Annotated in this window: 10 protein-coding genes; 9 read left to right on the top strand and 1 reads right to left on the bottom strand. The window is 53.6% G+C overall.

Features of this window, described 5'->3' with window-relative positions; translation table 11 throughout:
- Positions 1-16: 16 nt before the first annotated feature.
- Positions 17-4948, top strand: a complete 4932-nt coding sequence (locus tag NSQ51_RS15115) for an alpha-amylase family glycosyl hydrolase (RefSeq protein ID WP_233434095.1) — start codon at positions 17-19, stop codon at positions 4946-4948.
- A 52-nt stretch (positions 4949-5000) separates the two neighbouring features.
- Here the strand turns inward: NSQ51_RS15115 and NSQ51_RS15110 are convergent, their stop codons facing one another.
- Positions 5001-5744, bottom strand: a complete 744-nt coding sequence (locus NSQ51_RS15110) for a hypothetical protein (RefSeq protein ID WP_049624717.1) — start codon at positions 5742-5744, stop codon at positions 5001-5003.
- 137 nt (positions 5745-5881) lie between these two features.
- Between NSQ51_RS15110 and NSQ51_RS15105 the strand changes: the two genes are divergently transcribed.
- The 8 genes from NSQ51_RS15105 to NSQ51_RS15070 all read left to right on the top strand — a co-directional run bounded on the left by NSQ51_RS15105 (position 5882) and on the right by NSQ51_RS15070 (position 16995).
- Positions 5882-7015, top strand: a complete 1134-nt coding sequence (locus NSQ51_RS15105) for an IS4 family transposase (protein ID WP_121678437.1) — start codon at positions 5882-5884, stop codon at positions 7013-7015.
- Between the two features lie 208 nt (positions 7016-7223).
- The gene (locus tag NSQ51_RS15100) at positions 7224-8456 is read left to right on the top strand and encodes a CAP-associated domain-containing protein (RefSeq protein ID WP_049624557.1); all 1233 of its coding nucleotides are present in this window, start codon (positions 7224-7226) and stop codon (positions 8454-8456) included.
- Positions 8457-8615: 159 nt separating this feature from the next.
- Positions 8616-10574, top strand: coding sequence for a phosphodiester glycosidase family protein (locus tag NSQ51_RS15095; protein ID WP_121650202.1), 1959 nt, complete (start codon positions 8616-8618; stop codon positions 10572-10574).
- Positions 10575-11012: 438 nt separating this feature from the next.
- Positions 11013-12293, top strand: a complete 1281-nt coding sequence (locus NSQ51_RS15090; protein WP_055358439.1) for an IS110 family transposase — start codon at positions 11013-11015, stop codon at positions 12291-12293.
- Positions 12294-12679: 386 nt separating this feature from the next.
- Positions 12680-14008, top strand: a complete 1329-nt coding sequence (locus NSQ51_RS15085) for an ISLre2-like element ISGsp3 family transposase (RefSeq protein WP_342462763.1) — start codon at positions 12680-12682, stop codon at positions 14006-14008.
- A gap of 238 nt (positions 14009-14246) precedes the next feature.
- Positions 14247-14648 (top strand): hypothetical protein, encoded by a 402-nt coding sequence (locus NSQ51_RS15080; RefSeq protein WP_049626152.1) that lies wholly within the window; start codon positions 14247-14249, stop codon positions 14646-14648.
- A 162-nt stretch (positions 14649-14810) separates the two neighbouring features.
- On the top strand, positions 14811-15551 hold the full coding sequence (locus tag NSQ51_RS15075) for a hypothetical protein (RefSeq protein WP_049624560.1): 741 nt from the start codon (positions 14811-14813) through the stop codon (positions 15549-15551).
- 31 nt (positions 15552-15582) lie between these two features.
- Entirely contained in the window at positions 15583-16995 is a 1413-nt protein-coding gene (locus tag NSQ51_RS15070) for a S41 family peptidase (RefSeq protein WP_033014874.1), read from the top strand.
- The last annotated feature ends 38 nt before the right edge of the window (positions 16996-17033 follow it).

The raw sequence follows: 17033 nt of genomic DNA, 5'->3' as shown, positions 1-17033 counted from the left end.
CAAGAGGGCAAGGAGAATGCTATCATTGGTTTTGGCATCGGTGTTGTTGCTGGCATTGACTCCTTTCCAGGCGGTTGCCGCTGCGAACGAAACAGGAAGTTCTAGCGCTCTAGGGAATGGGGAGCATCGGTGGACGGCCGAATCCACGGCCTCGCAGCCACGGACGATCACGCTAGTCGGCAATTTGCAAGATGAGTTGGGCCATACGGCGGAATGGGACCCGGGGGCATTGGCGACGAGGATGCATGATGAAGGGAATGGGCTTTATACATTCACCGGGACGCTGCCAGCCGGGACCTATGAGTACAAAATTGCGGTCAACGGCAGCTGGGATGAAAATTACGGCGCCGGTGGGCGCAATGGCGCAAATCTGGTGTTGAAGCTGGATCGGCAAACCGAGGTGACGTTTTATTACAATGACCGGACGCATGCGATCGCGGATTCGACATGGTATACGGCGATTGCGAAGGAGAAACAGCCGCGTCTTGTCGGGACGGTGCTGCCGGCCATCGGCTATGAGAGGGAGAGCAACGGATGGACTCCGGGGACATCGACGACGCTGTTGACCGATGATGATTTTGACTCGGTGTACACGTTTAAGGCGCAGGTGCCGAAAGGATCGTATGAATATAAAATTGTCCTCGGAAACAATTGGAATGAGAGCTACCCACAAGAGAATGCACGCTTAAATGTTTTGGAAACGACGATCATTACATTCTTCTTCAATGCGAAAACAAAAGAGGTGTACACCGACTACAACCCCAATGGCTCTGACGGTGTTGTTCAGAAAGACCGATTAAAACACAATACATGGGATACGTTGTACCGCCAGCCGTTTGGGGCGGTGAAAGCAGGAACGAAGGTGACGCTTCGCTTAGCGGCGAAAAAAGGCGATTTGACGAAAGCGGATGTGTATGTGAAAAATACGACGACCGGCACGGCCAACGTCTACACGATGGAAAAAGTCGGCGTGCTCGGGGATGATGAATATTGGGAGGCTGTGTTCACCCCTTCGACGCCCGGGGTGTACGGGTATAAATTTATTGCTCAAGATGCCGGAACGAAAGTGGAATACGGCGAAGATACGCAAGAAGGGCAATGGGGGAAAGCCGTGGACAGCCGTGCAGAGCTGTTCCAGTTGACGGTGTATGATCCGGATTACAGGACGCCCGACTGGATGAAAGAAGCGGTTGTGTATCAAATTTTCCCGGATCGGTTCTTTAACGGCAATCCTTCCAACGACAACAGCAAGCAGCAGGCACGCGGGGCGCAGCCGATTGAGCATCGCGATTGGTCGGATTTGCCCGATAATCCGCGCCTGAAAGGAACGAGCGGCTACGATGGCGACGGCGAATGGTCGAATGACTTTTTCGGCGGAGACATCGCCGGAATTGAACAAAAGTTGGATTATTTGCAGTCGCTTGGGGTGAACACGATTTACTTAAATCCGATCGCCAATGCGCCATCGAACCATAAATATGATGCGAGCAATTACAAAGAATTGGATCCGATGTTCGGTTCCCCGGAAGAATTCCAATCGTTTGTGCAAGCGCTTGCGAACCGGGGAATGCATCTCATCTTAGACGGGGTGTTCAACCACGTATCCGACGATTCGATTTACTTTGACCGCTACCACCGCTATCCGACCGTCGGCGCGTATGAATATTGGGAAGCGGTTTACGATTTGATGAATGAAAAAGGATTGAGCGAGGAAGAAGCGCGGAGACAAGTGGAAGAGAAGTTCAAACAAGAGGGACAGACGTTCAGCCCGTATGGGTTTCATCTTTGGTTCAATATTGAAAACGAAAAAGTCGATGGTCGTTATAAGTATCAGTCATGGTGGGGCTATGACAGCTTGCCTGAGTTTAAGTCCGTGATAGGGGAGAAGGTATCGTATCCGAGTGAATTAAACAACGATGCGCTCGCGAATTACATTTTCCGTGAATCGGATTCGGTGGCGAAAAGCTGGATTGCCCGCGGCGCCTCTGGGTGGCGGTTGGATGTAGCGAATGAGGTGGATCCGGCGTTTTGGCGCGAGTTCCGCCAAGAATTGCTTCAAGGGTCGTACGACCGCGGTCCGACGTTAAAAGAGAGGGAGCAGCCGCTCATTTTAGGGGAAATTTGGGATGACGCATCGAAATATTTTCTAGGCGACCAGTACGATTCCGTGATGAACTACCGGTTCCGCGGGGCGGTGCTTGACTTTTTGAAAAACGGAAATGCAGAAGAGGCGGACAAACGGCTGACGGCCATAAGAGAAGACTACCCAAGTGAAGCGTTTTATGCGCTGATGAACTTAATCGGTTCGCATGACACGGCGCGGGCGGTCTTTCTGCTTGGGAACGGAACGGATTCATCCGAGCGGGCGGAGCTTGATCCGAATTATAATGAGGAACTTGGGAAAAAGAGGCTCAAGCTAGCGGCGATTTTGCAGATGGGATATCCGGGGGCGCCGACGATTTATTACGGCGATGAAGCGGGAGTAACAGGCTCAAAAGACCCAGACAACCGCCGCACGTATCCGTGGGGCAAAGAAGATCAAAATCTGTTGTCCCATTATCAGAAAGTGGGGCACATTCGCCAGCGCCATCAATCGTTGTTGGCCCATGGCGACATCAAGACGGTGTATGCGCAAGGGGATGTATACGTATTTGCCCGCCAATACGGGCGTGAAGTGGCGCTCATTGCCGTCAACCGCGGCAATGAGGACAAGACGGTGGCGCTTGACGTCGCTTCGTTGCTTCCGAATGGCACCGTACTCACGGATGAGTTGCATGATGGCGAGAAAGCCACGGTCGCTGGCGGAACGTTGACGGTCACGATTCCGGCCCTGGATGGACGGATGATGTTTGGGACGGTGACGGTGAAAATACCTGCCGCGGTCAGAAGTTTGGAGGCAAGCGCCGCGGTTGGTCGCGTGACGCTTACTTGGGAAGGGCAAGCGTCGAAGTATCGGGTGTACCAATCAACCATTCAAGGGGCTGGTTATACGTTAGCGGTGGAAACGAACGAGACTTCCGTGACGATCGATTCGTTGGCGAACGGGACTGCGTATTACTTTGCCGTTACCGCCGTCGATGAGAACGGGAATGAGTCGCCAAAGGTGGAAACGAATCGCGTCGTTCCTCATTATCCGCTGACGAGCGACAATGTCCAGTTCGTGACCACGTTAAGCAATGCCACACTCGACTTGTCCCAGCCGCAACCAATCGATGTCAAAGTGAACATCGACGGTGTGACAAGCAAAGGAGCAGCCGATGGGTTGCAAGCGGTGTTGCAAGTGAAAGGCCCGCATGACGAAAAATGGAAAGAATACAGAGCGTCCTACCAAGGACAAGACGGCGACGCCAACGTGTTCCGGGCTTCCTTCACTCCGCTCGCCGCAGGGACGTATACGTATCGTTATGCGCTGACGACCAATCTCGGCAAGGAATGGGTGTATACAGCAGAGAAGCAAGTGACGTTTGCGGCAGACAGCAGCGACCAAATAGCGCCAGCAGACGCCATCGAGCTGCGGCAGCCTGCGGTTGAATCCGGACAAGTGAATTTATCATGGACGTTTGTTGGGAAAAAAGATGGAGATGCTTATTTGTTAGTCATCGAGCGCAACGGTGATATCGTGCATACAACCACTTCGATCGGCGATTCATTTACAGACTACGATGTCGAAAACGGCACCGAGTACACGTATGTTGTCAAGTTGTATGACCGCGCCGGCAATGTTGTGGAGTCGAACACGGTCAAGGTGACGCCGGACATTGTGATGGTGAAGGTGATTTTTAAAGTGAAAGCGCCGGATTATACGCCGCTCGATGCCCGCATTACGATTCCGAACAGCCTGAACGGCTGGAACACAGGGGCATGGGAAATGTCGCGCAATGGAGCGGTGACGCCTGATTGGCAATTTACAACTGAAGTGCAAGAAGGGGAAACGATCACGTATAAGTATGTGAAAGGCGGGTCGTGGGATCAGGAAGGGCTGGCTGATCATACGCCTGCAGACAATGGGGATGATGATGTCAGTTATTATGGATACGGCTCGATCGGCACGGATTTGAAAGTGACCGTTCACAATGAAGGAAACAATACGATGGTTGTGGAAGACCGCATTTTGCGCTGGATTGATATGCCGGTGGTCATCGAAGAGGTGAAAAAACAAGGGAGTCAAGTGACGATCAAGGGCAATGCCATTAAAAACGGTGTTTTGACGATCAATGGCGAGCGGGTGCCGATCAATGATCAGATGGCATTTGTCTACACCTTTACGCCGGCTCCGCAGCAAAAAGAAGTGGCGATCCATATCGAACCGTCAGCGGAAAGCAAAGCAGCCGTGTTCAAAAACGACGGTGGAGCCATTGCGAAAAATACGAAAGATTACGTGCTAAATTTGGAGACGAAGCAGTTGCGTGAAGGGAAGTTGACAACGCCGCCAAGCAACGGCGATTCTCCGGGAAGCGAAACGCCGTCCCATGACGGAGGGGCAACACCAGGCAACGGCACCTCTCCGGGCAGCGGTGGTCCATCGGATGGAGCATCCCCTGGGGGGAGCGTTCCGCCGGGCGGCACAGCTCCACCGGGAAACGAAGCGCCTCCATCAGCACCGCCGCAAAAACCGTCTCCATCGAAACCAAAAGAGAAACCGAGAAAGCCAACCACTCCTCCAGGCCAAGTGAAAAAAGTCTACTGGGATGGCGTGGAGTTGAAAAAAGGGCAAATCGGCCGCTTGACGGTGCAAAAGCCGATCAATCTATGGAAACGGACGAAGGATGGGCGCCTTGTGTTCGTCCGCATCTTACAGCCTGGGGAAGTGTACCGCGTCTACGGGTATGATGCGCGCTTCGGCGGGCAGTACGCGGTCGGCGGCGGGTATTACGTGACCGACATCGACACGCACATCCGCTACGAAACGCCGTCAAAGGAGAAGTTGAAGTTGGTGAATGGGAAGTAAAAACAGAAAGCGAGGCAGTCCGAATCAATAGGGCAGCCTCGCTTTTTGCACGTTATTGTTCACTCGTGACCGTAACCGCCAACCCGTCCGCATCATAGGAAAGGGCAATCACAAGGCCGTCTTTGTGAAATGCGAGTGCAGGCGGGTAGCCTTGGCCAGAATCGGACTGTTCATACTGGTTTCCAAATAGCGTGATGAGCTGTTGTTTCAGATTGTTATAAATCGCTGTGAGCTGATCGTTTGTATACTCCTGGCCGTCATCGAACGAGTAGCCGTAGAAGGCAAGCTTTCCGTTCTCAAATCCATAGACGAGCAGCGTATGATATCCGAAAAGAGAAGTCGAATAGACCCAGGCTTGGCCGCCGTCTATATTTTCTTGTAGGATAAATTTTGCGGTTTCCAACTTCTTGACTTGAGAAGTGGACATGCCGAGTTTTACTCCACGGAACAGCTGTTCCATTTTAACTTGATTGAGTTTTGCTTTGGAAGGAGTTTCGTATTTTACCCGGGCATCGCGATCGACATAATATCCGCCGCCTAAACCTAACATGCCCGGTTTAAACGTGTAAATGCGGTAGGTTCCGCCGGTTTTTAACGTTCTGACGTAGACTTTCTTCTCTCCTTGTAACTTATAAAGCTCGGTATCTTTCAAAACAGTTAATTTGCCGATCTGTCCCTGCACCAATTCCATGCCATTCCACCAAACTTTTGCTTGCGCATCGTGGGCGTGAAATGGCGACAGAAGGATTCCGGCGCTTAGCGCTGAGACTGTTAGAAATTTTTTCATGATCTTCATAAAGTATGCTCCTCTCTCACGAAAATGGAAGAATCAGGCGTGTTGATTATCCAATAAAATCCAAAGGGTATAGAAAAAAGAGCACCTTTCCTGTAGAATGTGAGTAGCAACACAAACAAACCCAGGAGGTGCTCTCTATGAACAAGCATACCACACTCCCGAATTTGATGCAAAAACTTGTTTCGGATGAAGAGATTCAACTGATTGCCGAAGCGGTTGGGTATCGTGATTCGTCTCGAACCTTTACGTTGCGCGAGTTGATTCACTTCTTCCTGCTGGCCGCCATGCATCAATGGAAAAGCTTTCGCCACGGAGCCGATGTGGGGCCTCTGTATGGATTGCCGCGATTCCATTATTCAACTGTATCCAAGAAAGCGAAAGAAGTTCCCTATGACATCATGAAACGCTTGTTGGCGTTGATCATTTCCAAGTGCAACCGCCAAACCCGCCGTTCGCTTCGGTTTCCCAAACCGCTTCGGGTGGTGGATTCGACGACCGTCACGGTCGGGAAAAACCGCCTCCCATGGGCTCCGTATCACGGCGAACGCGCCGGAGTGAAGCTGCACGTCGCGTATTCGCCGGAATCCTCGTTGCCGGCAGACGTGGTGGAAACCATCGGACTGCGTCATGATGGCCCGGTGGGAGAACAGTTGACGAACGCTCAACAAGTGCTGGTGGAAGACCGGGCGTATTTCAAAATCGAACGCCTCGATCGATTTGTGGAGCAGCATCAGCTCTTTGTCATTCGGATGAAGGACAACATCGAACTTCATCAGAAAAAAAGCTTGAACCGCCTTCCGAGCGCATCTTCATCGGTTCAAGCCGACTTCACGTGCCAGTTGGGAACGAAACAATACCGCTCCACCAAGCGTCACCGGGTAGTGATCTTTCGAGATGCGAATGGCCGCGACATTCGGGTCGTGACGAACCTCTTCCATGCGTCTGCGGAAACCATTGCCGACATGTACCAACAACGTTGGACTGTTGAGATCTTTTTCCGTTGGGTGAAGCAATATCTGAATGTCCCGACCTTGTTTGGCACGACGGAAAATGCGGTATACAACCAACTGTTTGCGGCGTTCATCGCGTATGTGTTGCTGCGATGGCTGTATGATCAAACCAAAAAACGGACGAACGTCTCTCTTTCCTTCATTTCGTTTGTTCGCCGTTTTTTCTCTGGGCAGCTTCCTCTCGATTGGAAATCCGGGATGGCCGCTGCTTTGTTTGAGTATGCCCAAATTTATGGAAGGCGTATGTCTAATTTTGGATAATCAACACTCGTGTGGAAGAATAATATGATCCATTTTAACCTATATTTCGCCCCTTAGCCAAGTCCGGTGAGAAGCTTGTTTGACGAAATGTTGACCTTTGCGCCACCAAAGCCCCCTCTTTTTCTTCGAAATCATTCTTTTTTCTCTTTTCTTTTGACGGAAAGACCTCTATGATGAAAGAAAAAGAGAAAGGAAGGAGCGGGCGGAAGTGAGGAAATGGGTGCAGGCCGTGGCAATTGGAATGCTGTTGGCGGCGGCCGGATGGCTTTGGATGCCGAGTTCATCCATGGTCAAGGCGGGGGGATGCGGAGAACGTGTCGGCACGGAAAAAGTGTGGTGGGACGGTGCTGAACTGAAGCCCGGGCAAATCGGCCGGGTGACGGTGGTGGCGCCGACAGAGCTATGGTTGTCGAACAAAGCAGTGAAGACGCTGCCAAGCGGTGCGGTGTATCGCGTGTACGCGCTAGGCGGCGGCTATTTTGGTGTCGGCCGAGGATATGGGATCAAGAACGATGCCCGCGTCCGCTATGAAACGCCGTCAAGAGAGAAGTTGGCCGCTGCTTTATGCGTGCAGCAGGCGAAAACAAGCATGGCGGATGTCACGATGAACGGGGTGGCGATCGGCGACTCGCGCGCCAAGGTCGAAGCGATGTACGGCACGGCGAAGCGCAAGACGAAAAACGCCTACGGCCTATATTGGGAGGCGTATGATCAAGGCGGTTACAAAAACTTTTTGATGGTGAGCTATGACCGTGATCGGGTGGCGGCGATGTACACGAATCAGCCGATTGTCCAAACGAAAAAAGGAACGGGCATCGGAACGGCGAAAACGGTGGTGGAAGCGCGCTACGGTCGGCCGCTCGCCTTCATCCAAAAAAAGGATGCCGTCTACGACATTCAAAATGACGAATACGGGACCTATCTTGTCAACGGCCGCTACGTCACCTTCTTTTATGACCGGTACAACAACAACCGGGTGGATGGCGTGCTTGTCGTCAATCGGGCGCTCGAGGATGAAAAGCCCGGGTTTTACGGAACGCCGACGGAGGAGCTGCGCACGGCCTATGAATATCAAATTTTTGATTTAGCAAACGCGGCGCGCCGCTTGCACGGACTTCCGGCGCTCGCGTGGGATGCGAAGGCGGCGGCGGCCGCCCGTGAACATAGCGAAGATATGGCGGTCCATCACTACTTCTCTCATACGAACTTGCAAGGCCTGTCGCCGTTTGACCGCCTGAAGCGCCGTGGCATCGCGTATCGCGTGGCGGGAGAGAACATCGCCTACGGACAATACGATGCGATTTTTGTCCATGAAGCGTGGATGCACTCGCTCGGTCATCGGCAAAACCTTTTATATCCGGACTTTACCCGCCTCGGCGTTGGGGTGGCGTTCAATTCATTTCATCAACCCTACTACTCTCAAGAGTTTTATACTCCGTGACCGCGGATGATGTTTTCGCTTCTACAGGGCGTCCCAGCAGTGCTGGGACGTTCTTTTTTTGGACTAAATAAATGGAAAATGATCCCCCATTTTGTAGAAGTTTGTCGTATAATAGAATCAGTGGCAACAAAATGATAGAAAGAGAGGAAAATAGGACTAGTGGGAAAAGCGAAGAACATCATCCGCATTGGGGTCGGGGCGGTGTTGGCCGCATGGACGGCGCTGCAGGCGGCAGAAGCGGATGCCGGAGCGAATGTCGTCTACTGGGAAGGCATGCGCCTCGTGCAGGGGCAAATTGGAAAATTGGAGATCGTGAAACCGATTAACCTATGGAAACGGGAAAACGGGGTGCTGACGTTTGTCCGCGTGTTGCAGCCTGGAGAACAGTACCGGGTGTATTCGTATGACGAGGCGTTTGGCGGCCAATACGGGGTTGGCGGTGGATATTACGTCACCAATATCAAAGGGCATGTTGTGTATAAAACGCCGTCGAGGGAGAAGCTGAAGCTTGTCAATCCGGGGAAGTATGGGGCAAGGCAGCTGGCGGTCGGCACGGTGGTAAAGGAGGTGTCGACGCGCATCGCCTCCGGGGTGGAAAAAGAGGAAATGGAAATCGTCGGCGCGCGCGGCAAGCAGCATGTGTACAAGCTTGACATCGATACGTCGAATGAGAGGCTGGCCATTGAGACGGCGCTGTCCAATGATCAAGTGCTTGGCATTGAACCGGTGCTTGAGCAGGCAAAACGGTACGATGGCCGCGACGGAATCGTACTGGCGGCGGTGAACGGCGATTATTTCAAAGAGGATGGTTCGCCGACCGATTTGATGGTGCACCGGGGAGAGATCGTGATGACGAATACAACGCCGGCGGCGGAACGGACGATTTTTGGCATCAGCGCTGATGGAAAGCCGATGATTGGAAACCCAGATGTTCAAATTGGCGTTCGAATTGGAGAAGGAGGCTCATATCCCGTCGATGGCATCAACAAGCCGCGGCGCGCTCATCAGTTGATTTTGTACACCCCGTATTTCGCTGCCTCCACGAAAACGAACGCTCTTGGGACGGAAGTCGTGCTGACGAATGTACAAGGGGTGTTGAACGGGAATGGAACGGTCACCGGAACGGTGAAGAAAGTGGTAGTCGGTCAAGGCAATGAACCGCTCCAGCCTGGAGAGCTCGTGCTATCGGGCCATGGCCGGGCGAGTGACTATTTGCGGCAGGCGAAAGAAGGGGATGCGGTGGAAATTTCCCTTCAGTATGACCAGCCCGAATGGAGTGGGGTGAAAGAAGCGCTCGGCGGCCGATACCGGTTGGTGGCGGATGGAAAAGTGCAGCCGTTTTCGATTAAAGGAGTCCATCCGCGTACAGCCGTCGGCATTGACAAGAACGGAAATGTCATGCTCGTCGTTGTCGATGGCCGCCAGCCTGCTCATAGCCAAGGCATGACGTTGAATGAGCTGGCCAAACTGATGCATGAGCTTGGCGCCGTCGATGCGATGACGCTCGATGGCGGCGGTTCTTCGACCTTTGTCGTCCGCCAGCCAAACGGGCAGCTCAAAGTCGAAAACAAGCCGTCTGATGGATTTGCGCGTCCGGTGGCGAATGCGCTTCTTGTTGTGTACAAAGAGACGCAAGAGAACGGGGAAAGCGAAGAAGTGCTTGATGATTTTGAGAACGAGTTGAAGTGGAATGCATCGGGCGTCAACTATGTGGGGGCTGCGGTCGAGCGGACGACAGAAAAGGTGAGAGAAGGAAAGCAGGCGCTGAAAATTTCATACGATTTCCGCGGGATGCCAGGGACATCCGGCGTCTATGCTAGTCGGGAGGAAGCGATTTGGATTTCGAAACGGCCGCAAGCGATTGGCATGTGGGTGTATGGAGACGGAAGCGGCCATTGGCTGCGCGCCCAGCTGCAGGATGGAAGCGGGCGCCGCATTTGGATCGATTTTGCCCGCCATGTCGATTGGATCGGTTGGAAATATGTCGAAGCCGCTGTGCCTAGCGATGTCGCGCTTCCGCTCATGCTGGAGATGCCGGTGCGTTATATGGAAACGGATATCGGACGGAAAAACGCCGGAGCGATTTACATCGACGGCCTTCGCGCCCTCTTCCGCTGATGGGCGCGCCTCCCCTGCTTGCCTAGAAGGATGGTGAATGAACAAGGGATGTTGCTCATCGATAGTGGTTCCGAAATCGTGAAAGTCCTTGCATGCTGTTCTTCGTGTGAGTAAAATATTTGTGGGTGACATTCCGAAATGATCCCCGACGAGGGTTGCGAACTTTTGTTCGCGACGCTCGTCGGGGCCACCAAGCGAAGCGCGGTAGAAAAAAGCAAATGTCATGCAAAAAGGACTCTCTCCCTGCTATGATGGTGATTGTCAACATCAACCGAAAACAGGAGGGAGAGAGTCCATGAAACATCTTACCACAGAATGGCCTTTATTAAAAGAGCATTCCCGTTAGAAGCTTTTCCGGGGACTTGATCAAAAAAAGCCCTCTTGGTATGATGCAGGGGTGTCAAACAATACCTACCATCATGCCAAGGAGGACTTCAGATGAATTGTACACAAAACTATAAAATTGATCAAGTTACGGAACAAACGCTTGTCGTGGGCATCGATATCGCGAAACGAACCCACTACGCCTGCTTCGTGGATGACCGGGGGCGCGTGCTTCGCAAGTCGTTCCCGATCTTCCAGTCGAAAGAGGGGTTTCAGCAGCTGTATAAAGCGATTCAGGAGGCGATGCAAGCGTTTGGGAAGTCAGAGGTGATCGTCGCGGTGGAGCCGACCGGGCACTACTGGTTGAACCTGGCCTACTTCCTCGAGGAGCACGGGATCCCGTTGGTCATGGTCAACCCGGCGCATGTGTGCCGGTCGAAAGAACTTGATGACAACCTGCCGACGAAACACGACGCCAAAGACGCCCTGGTCATTGCCAGACTGGCAAAAGACGGACGATTCCTCGTTCCCCGGCTGCTGCACGAGATCGAAGCCGATTTGCGCGTGGGAAGCACGCTCAAAGAGAAGCTCCGCAAGGAACAGACGGCGGTGAAAAACGCGATCGTCCGCTGGACGGATCGGTATTTTCCAGAGTTTTGGACCGTGTTTCGTGACTTGGGGAAAACGGCGCTTTCGGTGTTGGAGTGGACGCCGCTTCCGGCTGATATGGCCGGCCGGACGGTGGAGGAGCTTCTTGAGGTGTACCGGCAAAGCGAAGGGATGAAATGCCCGCAGAAGGCCAAAATTCAGGCGTTGATCAACACCGCGAAGGACTCGATTGGGGTGACGGAAGGGACAGCGATGGCCCGGTTTGAGATCGCCGCGCTCGTCCGCCGATACCGCCAATTGGAGGCGGAGATCGCTGCACTGGACGCCGAGTTGAAGGCATTGGTTCAAACGACGATGGAGTACCAATGGTTGAAAACGGTCGACGGGTTGGGAGACGCCACGATCATCGATCTGCTGGCGGAGATCGGCAGCTTCGCCCATTATCGGGACCCGCGCCAATTGGTGAAGTTGGCGGGCCTGACGCTCAAGGAGAACTCCTCCGGCCAGCGCAAAGGGCAAAAGCACATCTCCAAACGGGGACGGAAACGGCTGCGATCGGTGCTGTTTCGGGCGATGATTCCGCTGATTCGGCATAACGAGGCGTTTCGCGAGCTGCATGAGTATTATACGACCCGATCCGTCAATCCGCTGACCGGAAAGCAGTCCATCGTCGCCTTGTGCCGGAAGCTGTTGAATGTGCTGTTTGCGATTTGTACGAAGAAACAAGCGTTTGACGCGGAGCGAATGAAACAGGACGTCTTGTCCCAGGTGCAACGGGCGGCCTAAGGCCTCCCCCTGCGAACGGAAGAATCGTTGGACAACGAGATGACACCGGAGAAGCTGGCGTGATTTTATCCATTCGACCTTGAGTCCCCAAAGGAGCTTGGCCGGCCTCCGCCTGATGACGAGACCGAACGAGGGAATGTTGGCGCGAAGACGCCCGGAGACATGGGAGGGTTCGTCCTCATCAGCGACGCGGAGATCCAAAGGGTGCATCGAATACGCTTCCCCCACGGCAGGAAAATATAACCAGCCGTGGCCGCGAAGCGCACCCTAGGTCTGTAAGATATCCACAAAACTGAAAAAGGATGTAAGAGATTTTGTCGAAAAATATTTTTTGGACACCCCTGAGGGGCCGAAAAGCCTTGATAAATCAACATTTCTAGAGGGAGCTGGAGGAACAATTAGTCAGAACTCTTCAAAAGGTGTTCGCTGTCTTGTTGGCGACCCTTTTGGAGGAGATTGATCAACAACTGGCGGAAGCGCGGGACAAGCGGCGGTATCAGCTGAAAGACAAACGGCCGACTACGATCCAAACGCTGTTTGGAGAAGTGACGTTTCGACGGAACTACTACTATGACCGGCAAACGGGGAACTATACCTTCTTGCTGGATGCCGAACTGGGCTTTGATGGAGCGCAGTCGATCAGCCCTTGCCTCGAGGAAACGGCGGTCGAGTTGGCCGTAGAGTGCTCTTCCTACCGCAAAGCGGCCCGTACGTTGGAGTCGATCGTGGGGTATGCGGTCCTAAGCCACGAGGCGATTCGCCAACTGGTGCTGGAGGCCCCTGTCTCGCTGCACCGCCCTGTTTCCCAACGGCACGGCCGAGTGCTATTTGTGGAGGCGGATGGGCTGTTCATTTCCCGCCAGGGGAAAGGGAAACGGGCGAAAGAAGAGAAAATCCTGGCGGTTCACGAGGGATGGAAACGAAACGGTTCGCAGCTCGAGCTCGTGAACCGGCGCCACTACCTCCATGAAGGGGCGGGAGACGTGTGGGAACGGTTTGAAGAGTGGCTGATGAACGAATATGCCTATGATCCGTGCCGGGACCTTTTGATCATCAACGGCGACGCGGCGTCGTGGATCACGGCCTGCCGGGAGTATTTTGGGAAGCGGGCGTGCTTTCAGCTGGATCGATTTCATGTGGCGCGGGAGCTGCGTCAGTGTCTGTCCGGCCATCCGCGTTGGCGGGAGGTGCGGAAGAAGCTGGCGAAACAAGACGAAGAGGGGCTTCTCGTGGAGCTGAACAGCGCGGTCGGCACGTTGGAGGACGAAGCGAAAGAGAAGCAGATGGTTGCCATGATCCGCCGGATCGAGTCGATGCCGGGATGCATCCGGGACTATCGGGAGTGGCTGTCGGAGCAAGGGGTGGAGACGACCGGCATGCGTCCGATGGGCCACGCCGAGAGCGTGATGAGCCGGTTTGCGCATCGGGTGAAATCCCGCCGCAGCTGGAAAGACCAAGGGCTTCGGGCGTTTCTGAGGGCGATGGCGGCCCGAATCGACGGGATTTGGCGGAGAAATGGGCAGTTGGTGGAGGAAGAAGAGACCCGAACGGCGGCCTCGGCCTCAACAAAGTCCAAGCGGATCGAACAGGCCAAACGGAAGGCCGGACGGTTGTGGGCAGATGTGGTGCGTCAGAATCTACCGTGTCTGCAGCGGTCATCCGGGACGCCGATCCATCAAGCGTTGTCGGCGCTCCGGGATGGTGGTTGGGTGTAAAAAAATGGAATATCGTATCATCGCCTCAAGATGAGGGATGAGAGTCCGAAAGCGCTTACGAATGAATTCCTGAAAATGGTTCGCTAACTAGTGATTGACAACACCCGTAGTGAACCGAAAAAATGTTCTCCACAAAGTCTTGACTGACTCCTGTTCTTCTGGGCATTTGCATTTCTCTGAAAAGTATTGTATATATTATAAAACGAGTGGATAGGCAAACCGCAAGGGAGGCAAAAGCTTGACGATGGACGAACAAACGTTGTTGGAGCAGTTGCGGAAAAACCCGCCGAAGCTGGTCGGAGGATATAAAAAACAAGGATGGGCGATCAAAGTGTTGGAGCGAATCGCCAATCCGGATGTGGAAGACGAAGGGGACGGCCTGGTGACGGCCAAAGCGGTGCTGTGGGCGCAAGACGGCACGTATTACCCGGCTTTTTTGACAATTGACCTCAATCAACAAGGAAGAGTCGTCGGCGTCTATTTCATTGCCGAAAACAAGGAACAGTTCGATTTGATTCCGTTCGAATGGGCGAAAGAGTTTCTTGGAAAGCCAGAACAGGCCATCATTCCGTTTCGCTACCGGACGCTAAGCAAAATCGACGGGGATCAGCAGCAAACGAACTGGCCGGACTTTCGTTGATCAAGGCTGGCTCTGACAGTCAAAAAGGTGGCTGAAGAGTCAGCCTTATTTATGCTTGGAAGGGCTTAAGTTCGATTTTTTTCAGAACATATTTTCATTTTGTGTCTTTTCCAGTAAAATTGAAGTACATGTTTTATATTTTTGTAGATAGCAGGTGAAAGTGTGAGGAGAAAACGGAGAAAAGCATTTTCCATCATCGGATGGCTGGCGGTGTTTTGGTTGTCGTTTTCGCTGTTGACTGTTCAGGTGGAAGCGGCCTCGTTCCCGAATGTGGATAGGCTTGAACAGCATGCCGCCCAGCTTGAGCGGGCGATGAAAGCCAATCAATGGTCCAAGCCGTACCGTCTCTTCAACCAAGTCAAACGCGATTATGAGGCGGCAAAAAAAGAAGTGGCGCGCGTGCGTCCGCAAACGGCAAGGGCGCAGTTGGAAAAACGGATCGCGGCCGGAGAACAGACGATGAAAAAGGCTTCCGCCTATATCAGCGCGGTCGAAAGCGGGGAGCGATTGCGCGCCTTGGCGGCCAACGTCGACTGGGCGCTGCGGACGGGGGATGTGGATGTTGTGTACGATTCCTACGGTCCGCTGGAATATCAAATTCGCAAAACAGCGATTCTCATCGGCCGCGTTCCGGGAGCGTCGCTGCGCGAAAAGATGGAAGGATGGTTTCAACGCCCGGCTTTGGCTGTCAAGCAGCGCGCGTATGATCCCATCAATATTATGAAAGCCATGGACAAGTTGCTTGATGCGTATGATGAAGGGGATATCGCGCGGGCGGAGCGGTTGCTGTCGCTTTGCGACCGGTGGCTGCCAAACGTGGTGGATGCGGCGACGCGCAAGCAGCTGGCGGTGTATATCGATGATTTTAAAGCGCCGGTTGTCTTAGATGTCGATATCGAATAAACTGGCGCATGTCGGGAGAGGAGAGATGGATATGAAGGTGATTCAGCGATGGGCGGCGGCTCTTCTATTGCTTGCGGCCTCATTTTCGGTTTGGAGTCCGCCGGCGGAGGCGGCGACGGCTCCGGCGTCAACGAAGGTGCTCGAAGAAGTGCGGAAAATTGTCCGCCAGTATTATGTGGAACCAGTGAGCGATCAAGTGCTGAAGGCGAGCACCCCGCAAGATATTGTCAAACAGCTTGACCCGTATTCTGCCTATATGACAAAGGAAGAATACGAGGAATTTTTGAAGTGGATTGATATGGAGTCTGTCGGCATCGGCGTGATGATTGAGGAAGATGAGAACGGCGTCCACATCATGTCTGTCTTGGACAATGGGCCAGCCGCCCGCGCCGGACTGCAGCCGGGCGATGTGATTCAGGCTGTTGACGGGCAGCCGGTAACGAATGAGACAATGGAAAAAGTATTGAGCTTGATCGCAGGGGAAGAAGGAACGACGGTGGCCGTAACCGTTTGGCGGCCGTCGACCGAGGAAACCGTCAGCGTCACCATCAAGCAGGAAAAAATCGACTGGCCGAACGTGGAGTTCAAACGGCTGGCAGGGAATATCGGCTATATTCAGCTATATAGTTTTGATGAGACAGCGCCTGCTGAGATCGAACGCGCCATTCGCTCGTTAAGCGGGGTGAAAGGGTGGATTTTTGACCTCCGCGACAATCCGGGGGGATATGTGGAAACGGCGCAGCAAATCGCCGGCTTTTTCCCGAATGTGAAACAGGCGTTTCAGTTGCGCGACCGTTCGAATCACCCAGAAGTGTATGCCGCTGTCAAACAGCCGGTGCAAATGGCGGGTCCGATCCGGCTGCTTGTCAACGCGTCGAGCGCGAGCGCGTCGGAAATGTTGGCGGCGGCGGTGAAGGAGCAAAAGGCGGCCGTTTTGTATGGGCAACGGACGTTTGGCAAAGGATCGATGCAGGAAATGTTTGAGCTGTCGGACGGCAGCATGTTGAAGTTGACCGTCGCCCACTTTTTCTCGCCAAAAGGGACGCCGATTCATCATGTTGGGGTGAAGCCGGATGTGCCGACGGTTGTTGGGAAAGAGCTGTATGCCGCTCACCGCGATTTGCTGATTGGCCAGCTGAAAGGGTATCAGTCGCTCGGCAAGCTGCGCAATGCGCCGGTCGATAAGACGTTTGTCGTCCGCTTCTCTCGTCCGCTCGCCAATACCGCGGTAAGCGGAGTAAAATTGTATCAATTAGGCGGACGGGAAGCGGCGGTGACGGCGCAAATCCGCCGGGGGACGGAGCTTTTGATCAAACCGGCAGCGAAGCTGGCCAAAGGGCAGAGCTATTTATTGGTCATTCCGCCGGTGTTGAAAAGCAAAGACGGCGTGGCGATGAAAAAAGGTGCTTACATGGAGATTCAAACCGCTGCTTCTACGAAATAAGGCCCTCCCGTCGAGATGGGTTGGATAGCCGTCGTTCT

The organism is Geobacillus sp. FSL K6-0789, from assembly GCF_038593135.1.
GTDB classification, from domain to species: domain Bacteria; phylum Bacillota; class Bacilli; order Bacillales; family Anoxybacillaceae; genus Geobacillus; species Geobacillus stearothermophilus.
The sequence above is the reverse complement of the archived record's forward strand: the minus strand, read 5'-3'. Positions and strand labels throughout refer to the sequence as shown.